At 67.9% G+C, this 17399-nt stretch carries 15 protein-coding genes and 2 rRNA genes (1 of these 17 cut by a window edge); 10 read left to right on the top strand and 7 right to left on the bottom strand.

Features of this window, described 5'->3' with window-relative positions:
- Positions 1-8 precede the first annotated feature (8 nt).
- The 3 genes from ispF to J2S53_RS18020 are packed head-to-tail and all read right to left on the bottom strand — an operon-like array spanning position 9 to position 1769.
- Positions 9-497, bottom strand: a complete 489-nt coding sequence (gene ispF / locus J2S53_RS18030; RefSeq protein ID WP_456241953.1) for a 2-C-methyl-D-erythritol 2,4-cyclodiphosphate synthase — start codon at positions 495-497, stop codon at positions 9-11.
- On the bottom strand, positions 494-1264 hold the full coding sequence (gene ispD / locus J2S53_RS18025; RefSeq protein ID WP_456241952.1) for a 2-C-methyl-D-erythritol 4-phosphate cytidylyltransferase: 771 nt from the start codon (positions 1262-1264) through the stop codon (positions 494-496). Before ispD ends, ispF begins: the two co-directional genes overlap by 4 nt.
- A gap of 16 nt (positions 1265-1280) precedes the next feature.
- Positions 1281-1769 (bottom strand): CarD family transcriptional regulator, encoded by a 489-nt coding sequence (locus J2S53_RS18020; RefSeq protein ID WP_043576289.1) that lies wholly within the window; start codon positions 1767-1769, stop codon positions 1281-1283.
- Positions 1770-2056: 287 nt separating this feature from the next.
- Here J2S53_RS18020 and J2S53_RS18015 point away from each other — a divergent pair, with 287 nt between their 5' ends.
- The 8 genes from J2S53_RS18015 (at position 2057) to J2S53_RS17980 (ending at position 10558) form a co-directional block, all read left to right on the top strand.
- The gene (locus tag J2S53_RS18015; RefSeq protein ID WP_456241951.1) at positions 2057-2857 is read left to right on the top strand and encodes a copper chaperone PCu(A)C; all 801 of its coding nucleotides are present in this window, start codon (positions 2057-2059) and stop codon (positions 2855-2857) included.
- Positions 2858-2943: 86 nt separating this feature from the next.
- On the top strand, positions 2944-4317 hold the full coding sequence (gene radA / locus J2S53_RS18010) for a DNA repair protein RadA (protein WP_456241950.1): 1374 nt from the start codon (positions 2944-2946) through the stop codon (positions 4315-4317).
- Positions 4318-4458: 141 nt separating this feature from the next.
- Positions 4459-4956: a beta-class carbonic anhydrase gene (locus tag J2S53_RS18005; protein WP_456241949.1), complete on the top strand. Its 498-nt coding sequence runs from the start codon at positions 4459-4461 to the stop codon at positions 4954-4956.
- Positions 4957-5318: 362 nt separating this feature from the next.
- On the top strand, positions 5319-6257 hold the full coding sequence (locus J2S53_RS18000; RefSeq protein WP_456241948.1) for an A/G-specific adenine glycosylase: 939 nt from the start codon (positions 5319-5321) through the stop codon (positions 6255-6257).
- Between the two features lie 124 nt (positions 6258-6381).
- A complete protein-coding gene (locus J2S53_RS17995; protein ID WP_456241947.1) occupies positions 6382-7053 on the top strand; it encodes a class I SAM-dependent DNA methyltransferase in 672 nt (223 codons plus the stop codon).
- A gap of 136 nt (positions 7054-7189) precedes the next feature.
- Entirely contained in the window at positions 7190-8140 is a 951-nt protein-coding gene (locus J2S53_RS17990) for an ATP-binding cassette domain-containing protein (RefSeq protein WP_456241946.1), read from the top strand.
- Entirely contained in the window at positions 8137-10080 is a 1944-nt protein-coding gene (locus J2S53_RS17985) for a YhgE/Pip family protein (RefSeq protein WP_456241945.1), read from the top strand. Before J2S53_RS17990 ends, J2S53_RS17985 begins: the two co-directional genes overlap by 4 nt.
- 169 nt (positions 10081-10249) lie before the next feature.
- A complete protein-coding gene (locus tag J2S53_RS17980; protein ID WP_456241944.1) occupies positions 10250-10558 on the top strand; it encodes an antibiotic biosynthesis monooxygenase family protein in 309 nt (102 codons plus the stop codon).
- Positions 10559-10866: 308 nt separating this feature from the next.
- On the opposite strand, the gene J2S53_RS17975 is transcribed toward J2S53_RS17980, so the two are convergent.
- Positions 10867-11919, bottom strand: coding sequence for an endonuclease/exonuclease/phosphatase family protein (locus J2S53_RS17975; RefSeq protein WP_456241943.1), 1053 nt, complete (start codon positions 11917-11919; stop codon positions 10867-10869).
- Between the two features lie 130 nt (positions 11920-12049).
- On the opposite strand from J2S53_RS17975, the gene J2S53_RS17970 reads away from it, so the two are divergent.
- Both J2S53_RS17970 and J2S53_RS17965 read left to right on the top strand, forming a co-directional pair.
- Positions 12050-13030, top strand: coding sequence for an ATP-binding cassette domain-containing protein (locus J2S53_RS17970; protein ID WP_456241942.1), 981 nt, complete (start codon positions 12050-12052; stop codon positions 13028-13030).
- The gene (locus tag J2S53_RS17965; RefSeq protein WP_456241941.1) at positions 13027-13857 is read left to right on the top strand and encodes an ABC transporter permease; all 831 of its coding nucleotides are present in this window, start codon (positions 13027-13029) and stop codon (positions 13855-13857) included. The genes J2S53_RS17970 and J2S53_RS17965 overlap by 4 nt, the downstream gene beginning before the upstream one ends.
- Before the next feature lie 96 nt (positions 13858-13953).
- Here J2S53_RS17965 and J2S53_RS17960 read toward each other — a convergent pair whose 3' ends face one another.
- From J2S53_RS17960 to J2S53_RS17950, 3 genes are all read right to left on the bottom strand, one after another.
- Positions 13954-15525 carry an SLC13 family permease gene (locus tag J2S53_RS17960; RefSeq protein WP_456241940.1) on the bottom strand — a complete coding sequence of 524 codons (1572 nt, stop codon included), beginning with the start codon at positions 15523-15525 and terminating at the stop codon, positions 13954-13956.
- 258 nt (positions 15526-15783) lie between these two features.
- Positions 15784-15901, bottom strand: a 5S ribosomal RNA gene (rrf, locus tag J2S53_RS17955).
- A 139-nt stretch (positions 15902-16040) separates the two neighbouring features.
- A 23S ribosomal RNA gene (locus J2S53_RS17950) occupies positions 16041-17399 on the bottom strand; it runs 1745 nt beyond the window's last position.

Here is a 17399-nt window from a genome sequence, read left to right as displayed (position 1 = left end):
CCGCCGATTCAATAAACCAACGCGGTGGCGATGGCGGCGATCCCTTCACCTCTTCCGGTGAGTCCGAGCCCGTCGGTGGTGGTGCCGGAAACCGAGACCTCGCCACCGAGCGCCTCGCCGAGCACGGCACCGGCCTCCGCCCTGCGGTCGCCTATCCGGGGGGCGTTGCCGATCACCTGCACCGAGGCGTTGCCGAGCCTGCGCCCCTCATCGGCGAGCAGGCCACGCACGTGCGCCAGGAAATCAACACCGTGCGCCCCGGACCACCGCTGATCGCCGGTGCCGAACACCGAACCGAGATCCCCCAGTCCCGCCGCGGCCAGCACCGCGTCGCAGAGAGCGTGGCTCGCGACGTCACCGTCGGAGTGCCCGGAGCAGCCGTCGCGGTCCGGCCAGTGGAGTCCGGCCATCCAGCACGGCCTGCCCTCCACGATCGGATGAACATCGACACCCTGACCGATACGGGGTAGCCCGATCGGTGACGGCTCGGCACTCACGACTCGTCACCGCACCTTTCGGGAGCGTCACTTCCCGTGTCGTTCGAATGACCGAGAGTGTCCACCCGGGATTCGGGCAGTTCGACCGGCCCGGCGGCCAGCACGGCCTCGGCCACGGCCAGATCGAAGGAAGTGGTCACTTTCAGGGCGTTGGTGTGACCGGCGACCGTTTCCACCGGGTACCCCAGTCGTTCCACCAGACCGGCGTCGTCGGTGGCCACTTCCCCGGCCGCCCCGTAAGCCTCGCGGAGAACGTCGACGGTGAACCCCTGCGGGGTCTGCACCGTGCGGAGCCGCGAGCGGTCCACGGTCTCGGCCACCACGCCCTCGTCGTCGACCCGTTTGATCGTGTCCGCCACGGACAACGTCGGCACCACGGCAGGAGCGCCCCGTTCGACCGCGGCGACCACGTCGCGGATCACCCGGGCGGGAGTGAACGCACGAGCGGCGTCGTGCACCAGCACGATCTCCGCCGAAGGCACCAACCGGTCCGCGGCACGTAACGCCGTACGAACGGAGTCGGTGCGCTCACCGCCACCGGGAACGACGTGCACCCGTTCGCCGAGGTCTCGCACCTCGCGGCCCATCAGGTCGAGTTGATCCGGTGCGGCGGCCACTACGACGTGCCCCACACTCCCCGAATCCAACAGACCACGGACCGCACGCGAGAGCAGGGACTGCCCGAGAACTCGAACCAGTGCTTTGGGAACACCGGCACCGAGACGGGTACCCCGCCCGGCGGCCGGAACCAGCGCTACGGTGTCCACACTGCTCGGATAGTCGTCAGACCGTCGTCGCCAGGACTTCGTCCAGCAGACTCTCGGCCTTGCCCTCGTCGGTGCCCTCCGCCAGCGCCAACTCGCTGACCAGGATCTGCCGGGCCTTCATCAGCATCCGCTTCTCGCCCGCGGACAGCCCGCGATCCTGCTCGCGCCGCCAGAGATCACGCACCACTTCGGCCACCTTGTTCACGTCACCGGAGGCGAGCTTCTCGACGTTCGCCTTGTACCGACGCGACCAGTTGGTGGGCTCCTCGGTATGATCAGAACGCAGCACGTCGAAAACGTGATCGAGACCCTCCTGGCCGACCACGTCTCGCACCCCGACGTGCTCGGCGTTCTCGGCGGGAAGACGAACGGTGAGGTTGTCTTTTTCGACCCGAAGTACGAGGTACTGTTTTTCTTCGCCCTTGATTACACGTGTCTCGACTGCCTCGATCAGCGCAGCGCCGTGACGCGGGTAGACGACGGTCTCTCCGACCTTGAAAACCATGTGTCCTCTGCCCCTTTCGCTGTGTCCAGTCTAGCATGGTCAGCAACGCCACTTCGACGGGCTCGACATCTTCGTTGCAGGTCAGACGACGATCAGGGGGTTGACAACCCGGCTTCCCCCGTGCATGCGGCCCGGCTTCCCCGGTGCGCAAGGCAGGGGTTCCGTGCCCGGGAACGGCCCCGCGAACGGGACGCACGGCACATCCGCCGGGGTGCGACCAACATCGCCGACGACAACGGTTTAGGCTCATACCCGGTTGTCCGGCAAGCAGGAAGGACGCTGCATCCGTGAGCCGCCCACAGCACAGCAAGGCAGTTCGCCAGCGGTTGGTACCCGCGGTCGTCGGCCTGGGCGCCGTCGCCGCGCTCTCCGGCTGCGCCACCGGCCAGCAGGCCGAGACCTCGCAGCAGGTCGCCGCCATCTACGGTGCGAGCGCCGACGCGAAGACCATGTCCGTTCGGGACGCGACCCTGAGCTACCCGGAGGGGGAATCGGTCTACCCGGAGGGGTCGAACGCACCGATCGAGACCGTTCTGATCAACGGTGGCGAGCAGCAGGACAGGCTGGTCGGTGTCAGCAGTAGCTACGCGCGGTCGGCGGAGATCAGCGGAACCCAGCGGATTCCCGCGGGAACCAGGCTCTACGCGGTCTCGGACAGCGCGGATTCGAGCAAGATCACCGCTGCCGAGGCCACCGGCGACGACCAGCGCGAGACGGTACGAATCTCCCTCGAAGGGCTGACCCAGGGCATCCGGCCGGGGGTGACGATTCCGGTCGAGTTCACCTTCGCCAACGCGGGCGCGGTGACCCTGCAGGTCCCGATCGGCGCCAGCCCCGAGCCGAGGCCGGAGTACGGCAGCCCGCACGGTGGCGGTGGAACGGGCACCGGCGACGAGTCGGGTCACTCCGGCGGGTCGAGCGGATCCGGTGAGTCCCACGGGTCCGGCGAGTCGGGCGAATCGAGCGGGTCCGGCGAGTCCAGTGGCTCCGAGCAGTCCGGCGACTCCGGCCAGAGCGACGAGAACTCCTCCGACGATTCGAGCGGTTCCGACCAGAACGCCGAAACCGGGCAGTCCACCGGCGCGTGAAACTCGACGTCCCCGGCGCGCGGCGGACTGCCGTGCGCCGCGCGGGCCGTCCCGAACGTGTCGTGACCACCGGTTAGTCTGCCCACGTGGCTACCAAGAACACGCGTGCCGGAAACGGCTATCGGTGCACCGAGTGTGGCCGCACGGTTACCAAGTGGGTCGGCCAGTGCCCGGACTGCGCGAACTGGGGAACGCTGGAGGAAGCCTCCGCCCAGCCCGCCGCACTGTCCAAAGTCGGCAGCGCCGAACCCGGCTCTCCCGCTCGCCCCATCGCCGAGGTGGATCTGGAGTCCGCCCGCGCGGTCCCCACCGGGATCGCCGAACTGGACCGGGTGCTCGGCGGCGGCATCGTGCCGGGGGCCGTGGTCCTGCTCGCGGGCGAGCCCGGTGTGGGAAAGTCCACACTCCTGCTGGAGACCGCGTACCGCTGGGCCGCGGGCGGCTCCGGGGGCCGCTCGCTGTACGTCACCGGGGAGGAGTCGGCGGGCCAGGTGAGGCTGCGCGCCGAACGCACCGACTCGCTGCACGACGAGCTCTACCTCGGCGCCGAGAGCGACCTCTCCGCCGTCGTCGGGCACGTGGAACAACTGCGCCCCGGACTGTTGATCGTGGACTCGATCCAGACGGTGCAGTCCGGTGAGGCCGATGGCACACCCGGCGGAGTCACCCAGGTGCGTGCCGTGACCACCGCGCTTGTGGCGCTGGCGAAGGAGCGCGGCCTGCCGGTGATCCTCGTGGGACACGTCACCAAGGACGGTGCGGTGGCCGGTCCGCGAGTGCTGGAGCACCTGGTCGACGTGGTGCTGCAGTTCGAGGGGGACGAGCACTCCACGCTGCGGATGCTGCGCGGGGTCAAGAACCGGTTCGGCCCCGCCGACGAGGTCGGCTGCTTCGAACAGGGCGACGACGGGATCGCCGAGGTGACCGACCCGTCCGGACTGTTCGTCAACGGACGGCAGAACCTGGTGCCGGGCACCGCCGTGACGGTGGTAGTGGAGGGCAAACGTCCACTGCTCGCCGAGGTGCAGGCGCTGGTCAGCCCCACCCAGATGAACATGCCGCGCAGGGCGGTGAGCGGGCTGGATTCGGCCCGGTTGTCGATGATGCTCGCGGTGCTCGACAAGCGCGGCAACATCAAGACCGGTGACCAGGACGTCTACGCCGCCACGGTCGGCGGCATGAAGATCACCGAACCCGCGATCGACCTGGCCATCGCGTTGGCCGTGGCCTCCGCGAAACTGGACGTGCCGCCGCGCGCGAACACGATCGCGGTGGGCGAGGTCGGGCTCGCCGGTGAGGTGCGCCGGGTCAATGCGGTGGGACGCAGGCTGGCCGAAGCCGCTCGGCTCGGATTCGAGTACGCGCTGGTGCCACCGGACAGCGGACAACCACCCGCCGGGATCAAGGCCGTCGAGGTCGGCGACCTGCGGGGCGCGCTGCGGGCGCTGCGGAGCAGCTGACCGACCCGGCCGACGTGTTCGCGGACACGGACGATCTCGGCGGGTATGCTCGACCGCGAGAGTCCGTGTGCGTGTACGCGGCGACAACTTCCCGCACAACCGACCACCCGGGTCGGTGTTACCGGTTCGAGGAGCTGCCCGATGACCGCGACCGACGAACTGCTGCGACGCAACAGCAAGCACGAGGAGAAGTGGGACGGCCAGGTCCCCGGAGCTCCCGAGCTGTGCACCGCGGTGGTCACCTGTATGGACTGCCGGATCGACCCCGTCCGCACCCTGGGGTTGAACTCCGGCGAGGCACACGTACTGCGCAACGCGGGCGGGATCGTCACCGACGACGTGCTCCGCTCGCTGTCGGTGAGCCAGCGCAAGCTCGGCACCACCGAGGTGATGCTGATGCACCACACCCGCTGCGGCATGGGAACGTTCGCCGAAGCCGACTTCAAGCAGGAGTTGGAGGACGCGACCGGGCAGCGGCCGAGCTGGTCGGTGGAGACCTTCACCGACACCGAGCGGGACCTGCGCCAGTCCGTCCGGCGGGTGCTCAACAGCCCCTTCCTGACCGAGACCACGAGTGTGCGCGCGTTCGTGCACGACATCGACACCGACGAGCTGCACGAGGTCGACACCGCCTCTTGAATCGGGAGAGGCCCGGAGTGGGTTGCCTGGGTACTCACTTGGCGGAACCTCTGGCACGGCTCTCGCTGCGGGTCCGGCGACATCGGGTAGCGACCTACACCACGTCTCCGGCGTCCTCGCGAGAACCGCACCGGAGAACCCGCGGCGGTGCCGACCGCGTGAGTAGTGGGAGCTCGGCTCTGCTGGGGGTGGTGGGAGCGCGGCCCGTGTCGAAGCGGCCCGGCGATTTCGTGGGAAATTGACGGCGCCCCCGCCGTGCGGTCACCGACGGCGATTCGGCGGCGGGGAGCGCCGATGCCGAGGATCTGTCGCTGCCGAGGCACGGTTAATGGAAATCCGGGTCATGGCACTATCGAGGGGTCATGACTAATCAGAACGCGCGACCGGCCGAATCCGTCGCGAAGAACGCCGCACCCGGACGGACCAGCACGATCAACACCGACGATCTGATCGAGTGGTTCGCCGCCGAGGCCCGCGACCTGCCGTGGCGCGGCCCCGAGGTCGACGGCTGGGGCGTGCTGGTCAGCGAGACCATGCTGCAACAGACCCCGGTCGCCAGGGTCATGCCGATCTGGCGGGAGTGGATGGCGCGCTGGCCCAAGCCCTCCGACCTCGCGGCGACTAGCCAGGCCGAAGTGCTGCGCGCCTGGGGCAAACTCGGGTATCCGCGTCGCGCGATGCGGCTGCACGAGGCCGCGAGCGCCATCGCATCGGAACACGACGACACCGTTCCCTCCGATGTGGACACCCTGCTGGCGCTGCCCGGCGTGGGAACCTACACCGCTCGCGCGGTGGCCGCCTTCGCCTACGGCAAGCGGGCCCCGGTGGTGGACACCAACGTGCGCAGGGTCGTCGCGCGCGCCGTGCACGGGGAGGGCGACGCGGGCAATCCCTCACCCAACCGGGATCTGGCCGATGTCGACGCGCTGCTCCCCTCGGACGACCGCGACGCGGCACGGCTGTCAGCGGCACTGATGGAACTCGGGCAGACCGTGTGCACCGTGAGGTCGCCTGGTTGCGAGATCTGCCCCATCGTCGCGGACTGCGCCTGGCAGCACGCCGGTCGTCCCGCCTACGCCGGACCGCCGAAGAAGGTGCAGCGCTTCGCCGGGACCGACCGCCAGGTGCGCGGACTGCTGCTGGACGTGCTGCGGCGTTCGGAAGGACCGGTGCAACGCCCCGAGCTGGACGCGGTGTGGCACGACGCCGCCCAGCGCGATCGGGCGCTGGACTCGCTGCTGGTGGACGGGCTGCTGGAACAGACCGAGGACGGCAGGTTCGGGCTGCCCGGCGAGGAGTGACGGCGCGGCGCGTCGTCGCGCGGTCCCGGCGATGGTGGGACGGTTCCTCGCCACCCGCTAACCGAGGCCGGCCACGATCGCTCGGACGACTCGCTCGCCGATCTTCGCCCACTACGATTCCGGCATGACCGATCACGACTTCGCGCATCGCACCCGGTGGTCCTACGACGCGGCTGCCGATACCTACACCGAGTGGATCCGGGGCGAACTGGCCGCCAAACCGCTGGACCGCGCGATGCTGGACGGCTTCGCCGAGCTCGCGCGGGACGCGGGCGGACCGGTGCTGGACGTGGGATGCGGCCCGGGACGCGTGACCGCCTACCTGGCCGATCACGGCCTGGACGTCTCCGGCATGGATCTGTCACCGGGAATGATCGCCGCGGCACGGCGGACTCACCCGGGACTGCGATTCACCGAGGGATCGATGCGGGCGCTGGGTCACGACGACGGCGAACTCGGCGGCATCGTGGCCTGGTACTCGATCATCCACGTTCCGGACGAGCACCTGCCGGAGGTGTTCGCCGAATTCCACCGCGTGCTGGCGCCCGGTGGATACGTCCAGCTCGCCTTCCAGGTCGGTGACCGGATCAAGCACCGTACCGAGGCGGGCGGCCACGAGGTCTCGCTGGACTTCCACCGGCGGCGGCCGGAGCACGTCGCCGAACTGCTGAGCCGGGCCGGACTCACCCCGCGAGCACGGCTGCTGCGCGAACCCGACGAGGACGGCGACTTCCCCGAGGACACCCGGCAGGCATTCCTACTGGCCAGAAGGACGATCGACCCTTCCGAGAGGTAAGTGCCCCGGGGGCGTCGGGACCTAACGACCACCCCGGCAACGGGTTCGCGGATGTGATCCGGCGGATCTCGAGTTGCCGAGGATCGCGCTGGGGTCCACGTTGGATCAGCAGCCGATCCGTTCACCAGGGGGGTCGATGAGCACCGCAGGGGTGGCCATCACCGCACGCGGAATCAGCGTGCGCGGACCGCTGGGGCCGGTCTTCAGCAATGTCGACGCCGAGATCCGCCCCGGGGAACTGGCCACCGTGACGGGGCCGTCTGGAACCGGCAGAACCGCACTGCTGCTGACGCTGTCCGGCAGGCTCCGCCCGATAACGGGCACGATCGAGGTGGACGGGCGGTCACTGCCGAAGGGCGCGAAGCGCGCACGCACCCTGATCGCACCGGCACGACTGCGCCCCGGGTTCGAGCTGGAGGGGCGCTGGCGCGTGCGGGAAGCCGTACGCGAGCGGCGCATCACCACCAAGGTGGACCACGACGATATCTCGGACGCGTTCGACCTGGTCGGCATAGATCCCGAACCCGAAGCCGTGATCGACTCGCTGCATCCCGGCGAGCGGCTGCTGCTGGCCGTCGCGCTCGGCATGGCGGCACTTCCCGCCGGGCTGCTGGTCGACGACGTGGAACTCGGCCTCCCCGAAGCAGCGCGCACCAGGGTGTGGGCGGCGCTGGAGGCGATCGCCGACGCGGGAACTACGGTGCTGGCCAGCAACACCGACCCGCCCCGGTTCGCGGCGGGCCCGGTGATCAGACTGCCCGGACCGAACGGGGAGATACCCCACCGCGCCGGGGGGACCGCACCGGAAACCGCTCTGCTGCCCGGCCAGGAACCGAACACGGTCGAATTCGACGCCGAAACGGCGCGAACACCGCGTGAGGACGCGATCACCGAACCCCACACCTTCGGCACCGAGGTGCTCTCGCCCGATCCGGCGCAGCTCGCGCTGTTCGAACCGCCCGCTCCCGTGGTTCCACCGGAGCCCGACACTGCGGAGACCGACTCGACGGACTCCGGCACCAACGAGACATCACCCGATGCGGAACCGACCGATTCGGACTCCGAGGACGACGGAGATCCGCGATGAAAATCGTCAAACTCGCGCTGCTGGAACTGCGCAGGTTCCGGGGCGGAAAGCTGCGCCCGCTGGTGCTGGTGGCGCTGATACTCGTGCCGCTGCTCTACGGCTCGCTGTACCTGTGGTCCAACTGGGACCCCTACGGCAGGCTGGACCGGGTCCCGGTGGCCGTGGTCAACAACGACCGCCCGGTGCGCGCATCCGGGCAGTTCATCGACGCGGGCGAGCAGTTCACCGAGCAACTGCGCGCACGGGATCTGTTCGACTGGCACTTCGTGGACTCAGGTGAGGCGCGACGCGGGCTCCGCGAGGGCGACTACTACTTCACGATCACCGTTCCGAGTGATTTCAGCGGCAAACTCGCCACCGCCACCCGCAGATTCCCGCAACGGGCCTCGCTGCACATCACCAAGAACGACGCGAACGGCTACATCGCGGGAATCATGGCCGACACCGTCGAGGCCCAGCTGCAGAACCAGGTCAACGCGGCCGCGCACAGCGCCTACGCGCGGGCGCTGTACGACGAGGTGGACAAGGTACGCGAGAAACTGCGACTCGCATCGCAGGCCTCCGGGCAACTGGTCGAGGGCACGGAACTCGGCGAGCAGGGCACGGAAGGGCTGCGCAGCGGACTCTCGGACGCCGCCTCGTCGACTGGGGAGATCTCACGAGGCGTCGGCGAACTCTCCGACGCGGCCGACCAACTCGACCGACGACTCACCGCGCTGACCAACCTGACTGCCGAACAACTCCCCACCGCCGTGAACGGCGCCGCCGAGGCCAGCGGGTCGGTGGTGCAGGGGCTCACCACCCTGGCCACCGCGACCGCCTTCATCTCCGACCGCGCCGATCAAGGAGTGGCGAGTCTGCGGGAACTCGGGGACGAATACCCGGCACTAACCGGGGACCCGGTCTACCAGCGCGCCCTGCGCGACGCGCGACAGCTGTCCGGAACCACCGAGAACGCGGACCAGCGTGCCAACGAGGTGCTGAGCCTGGCCCGCGAGGCCAACTCCGAGGCGGTGGCGCTGCGCGGCAGCCTCGAAGCGCTGCGACAGCGAACCCTCGCGGTGACCGAGCCCGCCGACCAGCTCGCCTCGGGCACGACACAACTGGCCAACGGCACGGAGTCGCTGCGCGGCAGTCTGAGCAACCTCGCCTCCAGCAGCCAGACGCTGCGAACCGGTGCGGGACAGCTCAACGACGGGGCCACGAAACTGTCGGACCTGGTCGACGACAGCCTGTCGCGGATTCCCCCCACCAACCCCCGGCAGGTGGCCCAGGCCGCCGAGGTGCTCGGTTCCCCCACCAGGATCACCGAGGGCAACCTCAACCCCGCGCACGTCTACGGGCGGGGGCTGGCGCCGTTCTTCTTCGCCATCGCACTGTGGGTGTTCGGGCTGTTCGCCTACCTGCTGCTCAAACCCGTCAACCTGCGGGCCCTGGCGGGCAGGCCCCGCGCCGCCACAGTGGCGCTGGCGGGTTGGCTGCCCGCCACAGTGCTGGGGATACTCGGCGCCGGGGTGCTGCTGACCGTGGTCGGATTCGGTCTCGGGCTGGATCCGGTGCGGCTGTGGCCGACGGTCGGACTGCTCGCGCTCGCCACCGCCGCGTTCGTGGCGATCGACCATCTGTTGCGCACCGCCTTCGGCGCGATCGGCGACGGGCTGTCGCTGGTGCTGCTGATAGTGCAGCTGACCGCATCGGGTGGGCTGTATCCGATGGAGACCACGCCGACGCCCTTCCAGGCGGTACATCCCTACCTTCCGATGACCTACCTGGTGGACGGGCTGCGCGTGACGATCTCGGGCGGTCTGAACGAGCACCTGGTCCGGGATCTCATCGTGCTCGGCGGCTTCCTGGTGATACCGCTGGTGCTGACCACCTTGGTGGTGTGGCGACAGCGGACCTGGAGCATCTCCAGACTCCACCCCGCCGTGGAGCTTTAGAGCCGCGCGGCGATTTCGCGAGAAATCGACGCCCCGAAGAGCATCAGCGGCGGTCGCGTTCGACGCGACGGACCGGTGATCGTTCCGGCGCCACGTCGCCGGCGCCACGTTGCCGACCGTAGCGGTTTCACTGCTCCGGAAACCGCCGGACGAGTCGTAGAGTGGAGTTATGGCCGTAGTGAAAATTAACGCTATCGAGGTACCCGAAGGCAAGGGCGAGGAGTTGGAGCGCCGGTTCGCGCAGCGCCACGGCGCCGTGGACGGCACCCCCGGATTTCTGGGATTCGAGCTGCTGCGACCGGTCAAGGGTGACAACCGCTACTTCGTCTACACCAAGTGGGAGTCCGAGGAGGCGTTCCGCGCCTGGGCCGACGGCCCCGCGAAAGAGGCGCACGAGACCGAGAGCAAGGACCCCGTCTCCAGCGGGGCCAACCTGCTCGAGTTCGAACTGGTCACCGAGTCTCACCCCGAGCAGTAGCAGGGCCGAGTCCTCGTTCGGAGCCCAAGGCGGCTGAGCGGCACGGTCGGCTGCTCTCCGCTCGTGCGGCGTCAATTTCTCGCGAAATCGCCGCGCTATCAGCGCCGACGAGGACCGAGGCCCCACCATCGTCGCAAGCCGAACTCCCACCACGCCCGCAACCGGCACCGCCGCGGGTCCTCCCGTGCGGCTCTCGCGAGGAAGGTCCGACGTTGTGCAGTGACTACCCGATGTCGGGCCTCCCGGAGCGAGAGCCGTGCGAGAGGTTCCGCCAAACGAGCACCCCGGCGAGCCGGAATGCACCTTCACTACGAAGGAATCGTGAGCTGGGCGAACACGGCCCGGTGATCGGTACCGTCCACCTTGAGGGTGCGGTAGTCGTGTACGGCGGTGTCACCACTGACCAGCACGTGATCGAGGGGGATCGGCGGCGCCCAGGGCCGTCCCAACTCGGGCCAGGTCGGGGCCAGCCCGTCGCCGGTCAGCTCGGCGGCGTCCGAGTAGCCCCGTCCCAGCAGTTTCCGCAGCGGCGTGTGGTCCAGGGTCGCGTTGAAGTCACCGGCCAGTATCCGGACCGGCTGGTCCCCACCGGTGGTCGGCGCGGGGAGTGTGGTTATCTCACGCTTCCACGTGGCCGTGGTGTCCCCTCCCACCGGCACCACCGGATGCGCCGCGACGTACTGCACGTCCCGCTGCCCGGGCATATCGATCAGCGCGGAAGGTTGCCGCATGGTGGTGTTCGAAGCCAGCGAGAGCTCACGCAGCGGATAGCGCGAGACGATCCCCGAACCATCACCATCGCCCTCCGGTGTGAGCACGCGGTGCGGCAGCGTCTCGAACAGTCCGGCCCGGCGCAGCTCGTTCACCATGCCGGAGTCGAGCTCCGGCATGCTCAGCACGTCCACGTCGTTCTGCCGCACCAGCCGCACCAGCTGATCCGCATCGGCTTCGCCGAAGTACACGTTGGCGCTGAGCACGTTCAACGAGTCCCCCCGCACACCGCCTGCCTGTTCGTCGGGAAGCACCCGTGGCGCGACGCTGACGGCGAGCACGGCGGTCACCACGGCCACCACCAGCGCGGTCAGCCAGCGTCGCAGCGCCAGGGTGAGCAGCAACAACACTGCTCCGCCCGCCGTGACGTAGGGCGTCAACGCGATCAGCGCCGAGGAGATCTGGCCGCGTTCCAGTCCGCCGAACCTGCCCAGCGCCACACCGCAGAGGAACGCCGCGAGCAGCAATAACAGCAGCGTGACGACACGCCCGCCGGGAGCTCTCCGCCTACCCGAGGACTCCGGCTGTTCGGACATCGCTTCGTCCGCTACGAGATCACCCTGTCGCATATCCGCCGACTCACGCCCCATACCGCCACACCTACCGGAAAACAACCAAGGGTAACTGAAGCTGTGTCGCACCTCACCGGTGCTGTGCGACGATTGTGCGTCTTTTGTCAGTGGATCGGGTCATGCTGGGGTGTCGAGACGAGGAGGTCGCATGACACTGGCAGTCCAGGCCGAGGGCCTGGTCAAGCGATTCGGAACGACCAGGGCACTGGACGGGGTGAACCTGGCCGCACCGGCGGGTTCGATCCTGGGGGTACTGGGGCCGAACGGCGCGGGCAAGACGACCAGCGTACGAATCCTGGCGACCCTGCTCCAGCCGGACGGTGGTCACGCCACTGTGGCCGGACACGACGTGCTGCGCGATCCGGTCGGGGTGCGCGGCAGGATCGGGCTGACCGGGCAGTACGCCTCGGTGGACGAGGAACTCACCGGTACCGAGAACCTGGTGCTGATCGGTCGATTACTGGAGATGACACGCTCCAGCGCGAAGTCCCGCGCGAAGGAACTGCTGGAGCGCTTCGGCCTCACCGACGCGGGCAACCGGGCGATCAAGACCTACTCGGGCGGGATGCGTCGACGGCTGGACCTGGCGGCGAGCCTGGTTGGCCGCCCAGAGGTGCTGTACCTGGACGAGCCGACCACGGGGCTGGATCCACGCAGCCGCAACCAGGTCTGGGACATGGTCGGCGCGCTGACCTCCGAAGGCGTGACGGTGCTACTGACCACGCAGTACCTGGAGGAGGCCGACCAGCTGGCCGACCGGATCAGCGTGATCGACCACGGCAGGGTCGTCGCGGAGGGACGCGCCGACGAACTGAAGCGCCACAGCGGAAGCCAGACGCTGCAGGTTCGGCTGAGCGATCCCGACGACGTCAGCGCCACCGAGACCATCCTGCGGGAACTCACCGAGCAGACACCCACGGCGAACCACGACACCGGGTTGCTCACCACCCCCGCCGACGATCCGGTGCTGATGTCGACGCTGGTACGCAGGCTGGACGAGGCCGGAATCGTCGCCGACGAGCTGTCGCTGCGGCTGCCCAGCCTCGACGAGGCGTTCCTGTCCATCACCGGGAAACCGGCCACCGCCGAGGACTCGGCGCGAGAAGGCGAGGAGGAGGACGCGGCATGAGCACGCAGACCGTCGAGCGGGCCGAACAGGCCGACCCGCGACCGCACGGCACACCCCGCCGCGTCGGTCCGCTGCGCACGATGCAACACGGCCTGACGCTGGCCGGGCGCAGCGTGCTCAAGATCCGAAAGTCGCCGGAGGGGCTGCTGGACGTCACCCTGCAGCCGATCCTGTTCCTGGCGATGTTCGTCTATCTGCTCGGTGGCGCCATCGCCGGGGACACCGGGGAGTACCTGCAACGGACTCTGCCGGGCGTGATGGCCATGAACATGGTCTTCGGCAGCCTCGGCACCGGGATGCAGTTGAACAACGACATCACCAAGGGCGTGTTCGACCGGTTCCGGAGTCTGCCGGTGGCACGATCGGCGCCACTGATCGGGGCCGTGCTGGGTGATGTGGTTCGCTATGCGGTGTCCATAGCGGTGCTGCTGATCGTTGCCACGCTGATGGGCTTTCGCATCGAGACCAACGTACTCTCGGCCGCGGCGGCGATCGTGCTGGTCATCGGTTTCGCGCTGTGCGTGTGCTGGATCTCGGTGCTGCTGGGGATGCTGGTCAGGAGCCAGCAGGCACTGCCCGGTGTGGCGATGGCGTTCATGTTCCCGCTGACCATGGGCAGCAACGTGTTCGCACCGACCGACACCATGCCGGGGTGGCTGCAGGCGTGGGTGAGCGTGAATCCGGTGAGCAAGCTGGCCGACACCGCCAGGGGACTGATGATCGGCGGACCGGTGGCCGGGCCGCTGTCGGCCACGCTGGTGTGGATGGTCGCGCTGGTGGTGGTGTTCTTCCCCCTCGCGTTGTGGGCTTACCGCAGCAGGGTTTGACGTCAGGGTGCCGCCCCGCTGCAACCGGTGATTTCGCGCGAAATCGCCGCGCGGTGGGGCCGGTTCGGCGGGCCGTCCCGGCCCCACGGGTAGGGGTCAGCCGAGGACGATTCCCAACGCCCAGGCGCCGAGACCGTAGAGCGCGATCGGGATGAGAACGATCGCGGTGAGGTTCAGCCACCAACCCGCCTTGACCATCTGCGGAATGGTCACGTAGCCGGAGCCGAACACGATGGCGTTCGGCGGGGTAGCCACCGGGAGCATGAACGCGCAGCTCGCCGCCACCGTCGCGGGCACCACGAGCAGCAACGGATCCATGTCGAGCCCGAGCGCCACCCCGGCCAGGATCGGCAGGAAGGTCGCCGCGGTCGCGGTGTTGCTGGTCATCTCGGTCAAAAAGATCACCGCGGCCACGGTGACCAGCACCAGCAGGATAGTGGGAATCCAGCCGAGCGCGCCGACCCGGTTCCCGATGAAGGCGTCGAGCCCACTGGAACCGACCGCGGACGCCAGCGAGAGCCCACCACCGAACAACAGCAGCACGCCCCACGGCAGCTTCAGCGCCGAACCCCAGTCCAGTGTGAACACTCCCTGCCGCGCGTCGACCGGAATCGCGAACAGCACCAGTGAGGCGAATATCGCGATACCGGCGTCGGAGAGGCCGAGTCCCGGCAACAGATTCGTCAGCGGCTCACGCAGAATCCACAGCAACGCCGTGAGCACGAACACCACGAGTACCACCCGCTCGCCCCGGTTCATCGGGCCGAGCTTGGCGAGCTCGTTCCGGAACAGCTCGCGACCACCGGGGATGTCGGTGATGGTCGTCGGATAGACCACCCTGGTCAGCAAGAACCAGCTGAGGAACAGCAACACAGCCGCCAACGGCAACCCGAAGATCATCCACTGCCCGAAACCGATCCGGATGTCATAGCTCTCGGACAGAAAACCGGCCATGAACAGATTGGGCGGAGTCCCGATCAACGTCGCCAGCGAACCGATGCTGGCCGCGTAGGCGATCGCCAGCATCAGGCAGGTCGCGAACCTTCCGGCGCCGTCGTCCGCCGACTCGTTCATCGCGCGCCGCACGGTTTCGTCGCCGGAATCACCACGAAGATGCTCGAACACCAGAGTCAGCACGGACATGCCGATCGGAAGCATGACTACGGTGGTCGCCGTATTGCTTACCCACATCGACAGAAACGCGGTGGCGAGCATGAAGCCACCGACCACCCGCACCGGACGGGTGCCGACCGCCAGCACGGTCCGCAGCGCGATCCTGCGATGCAGTCCCCAACGCTGCATCGCCAACGCCAGCATGAAACCGCCCATGAACAGAAAGACGATGTCGTTGGCGTAGGGCGTGGTAGCCGCTTCGACATCCCCCACACCCAACAGCGGGAACAGCGCGATCGGCAGCAGTGCGGTGGCGGCCAGCGGCAGTGCCTCGGTGACCCACCAGACAGCCATCAGCACTCCGACACCGGCGACACCGCGCCCGGCGTCGGTGACTCCGTTCTCTCCACCGGGGAGTACGAAGTAGACGGCGATAGCGAGCAGCGGCCCGAGGAACCGGCCGATCCAGGCACGCCGGGAAACTCTGGTGGGTTCGGTGGTCTCCCCTACTTCCGGTGCGACCGCTGGACCACCCGCATCACTGTCCTGATTCATCAACTCCGCCATTCCACGGGGAAACGTCGGCACCTGTCGGCGACACCGCCGAAAGTGACTCGGGAAAGGACGTTAATGGTATGCGAACAGCGGTCAAAGCGGGGTCCACCGCACGGAACCGGTGCGGTAGTGGCGAGTCCGGTCGGTGAGTGCCGATGGCCGCGTCGCGATTTCGCGCGAAATCGCGACGCGGGTGGTGGGTGATAGTTGTGTGGCCCGGACACCGCGGAGGTGTCCGGGCCACACTGTGGGGGAATGGGTCGGCGGTGTCCGTGTCTCCCACACCCGTGGGGGTGCAGTACCTGGGGCGCTGGAGGGCTTAGCTGCCGGGTTCGGGATGGATGCCGGGCGTGTCTCCTCCGCTGTGGCCACCGACCCAAAGAACTATGGGGGCCGTTTGGGGTTCAGCCGGTATGTAGTTAGTTGGTGGGGGTGGTGGCTGGGTTGGGAGCCGTATAGTGGTGGCGAGATCGCGTGTGCTTGCGGGTTGGTGCGTGTGTGGGCGGTGTGTTGGGGGGGTGTCGCCGTTCGGCGGGTTAGTACCCGTCCACTGAACACATCGCTGTGCGTACATGTCGGGCCTATCAACCCAGTCATCTGCTGGGTGCCTTATCCCCCCTTACGGGGGGTGGGAGACGTCATCTTGGGGTGGGCTTCCCGCTTAGATGCTTTCAGCGGTTATCCGTGCCGAACATGGCCAACCAGCCGTGCCCCTGGCGGGACAACTGGCACACTAGAGGTTCGTCCGTCCCGGTCCTCTCGTACTAGGGACAGCTCCCCGCACGTCTCCACACGCGCGCGGCGGATAGGGACCGAACTGTCTCACGACGTTCTAAACCCAGCTCGCGTGCCGCTTTAATGGGCGAACAGCCCAACCCTTGGGACCCACTCCAGCCCCAGGATGCGACGAGCCGACATCGAGGTGCCAAACCATGCCGTCGATATGGACTCTTGGGCAAGATCAGCCTGTTATCCCCGGGGTACCTTTTATCCGTTGAGCGACACCGCATCCGCATGCCGGTGCCGGATCACTAGTCCCTGCTTTCGCACCTGCTCGACCCGTCGGTCTCACAGTCAAGCTCCCTTGTGCACTTACACGCGCCACCTGGTTTCCGTCCAGGCTGAGGGAACCATTGGGCGCCTCCGTTACCTTTTAGGAGGCAACCGCCCCAGTTAAACTACCCACCAGGCACTGTCCCTGATCCGGGTCACGGACCGAGGTTAGACGCCCGGAACGACCAGAGTGGTATTTCACCAGCAACTCCCCACACACTGGCGTGCGTGGTTCACCGTTTCCCACCTATCCTACACAAGCCGAACCAGACGCCCATACCAAGCTGTAGTAAAGGTCCCGGGGTCTTTCCGTCCTGCCGCGCGAAACGAGCATCTTAACTCGTCCTGCAATTTCGTCGGGCCCGTGGTCGAGACAGCGCCCAAGTCGTTACGCCATTCGTGCAGGTCGGAACTTACCCGACAAGGAATTTCGCTACCTTAGGATGGTTATAGTTACCACCGCCGTTTACCGGCGCTTCGGTTCGCAGCCTCACCCCGAAGGGTTCACCACTCCCCTTAACGTTCCGGCACCGGGCAGGCGTCAGTCCGTATACCGCGTCTTACGACTTCGCACGGACCTGTGTTTTTAGTAAACAGTCGCTTGGGCCCAGACTCTGCGGCCACCCCCAGCTCACCCCGCCAATGGGGGATCACCAGGCGCGGCTCCCCTTCTCCCGAAGTTACGGGGACAATTTGCCGAATTCCTTAACCACGGTTACCCCGCTCGCCTCGGTATGCTCTACCAGACCACCTGTGTCGGTTTCGGGTACGGACCACGCGGCCCCTCGCTAGAGGCTTTTCTCGGCAGCCGGGGATCACCC

Source organism: Actinopolyspora lacussalsi, assembly GCA_030803735.1.
Classification (GTDB): Bacteria; Actinomycetota; Actinomycetes; order Mycobacteriales; family Pseudonocardiaceae; genus Actinopolyspora; species Actinopolyspora lacussalsi.
The sequence above is the reverse complement of the archived record's forward strand: the minus strand, read 5'-3'. Positions and strand labels throughout refer to the sequence as shown.

What these genes read in the sequence shown, in the direction of transcription:
- J2S53_RS18020 (WP_043576289.1), bottom strand. Translation starts at nt 1,769, where the DNA reads ATGGTTTTCAAGGTCGGAGAGACCGTCGTCTACCCGCGTCACGGCGCT.
- J2S53_RS18005 (WP_456241949.1), top strand. Translation starts at nt 4,459, where the DNA reads ATGACCGCGACCGACGAACTGCTGCGACGCAACAGCAAGCACGAGGAG.
- J2S53_RS18000 (WP_456241948.1), top strand. Translation starts at nt 5,319, where the DNA reads ATGACTAATCAGAACGCGCGACCGGCCGAATCCGTCGCGAAGAACGCC.
- J2S53_RS17995 (WP_456241947.1), top strand. Translation starts at nt 6,382, where the DNA reads ATGACCGATCACGACTTCGCGCATCGCACCCGGTGGTCCTACGACGCG.
- J2S53_RS17990 (WP_456241946.1), top strand. Translation starts at nt 7,190, where the DNA reads ATGAGCACCGCAGGGGTGGCCATCACCGCACGCGGAATCAGCGTGCGC.
- J2S53_RS17985 (WP_456241945.1), top strand. Translation starts at nt 8,137, where the DNA reads ATGAAAATCGTCAAACTCGCGCTGCTGGAACTGCGCAGGTTCCGGGGC.
- J2S53_RS17980 (WP_456241944.1), top strand. Translation starts at nt 10,250, where the DNA reads ATGGCCGTAGTGAAAATTAACGCTATCGAGGTACCCGAAGGCAAGGGC.
- J2S53_RS17975 (WP_456241943.1), bottom strand. Translation starts at nt 11,919, where the DNA reads ATGGGGCGTGAGTCGGCGGATATGCGACAGGGTGATCTCGTAGCGGAC.
- J2S53_RS17970 (WP_456241942.1), top strand. Translation starts at nt 12,050, where the DNA reads ATGACACTGGCAGTCCAGGCCGAGGGCCTGGTCAAGCGATTCGGAACG.
- J2S53_RS17965 (WP_456241941.1), top strand. Translation starts at nt 13,027, where the DNA reads ATGAGCACGCAGACCGTCGAGCGGGCCGAACAGGCCGACCCGCGACCG.
- J2S53_RS17960 (WP_456241940.1), bottom strand. Translation starts at nt 15,525, where the DNA reads ATGAATCAGGACAGTGATGCGGGTGGTCCAGCGGTCGCACCGGAAGTA.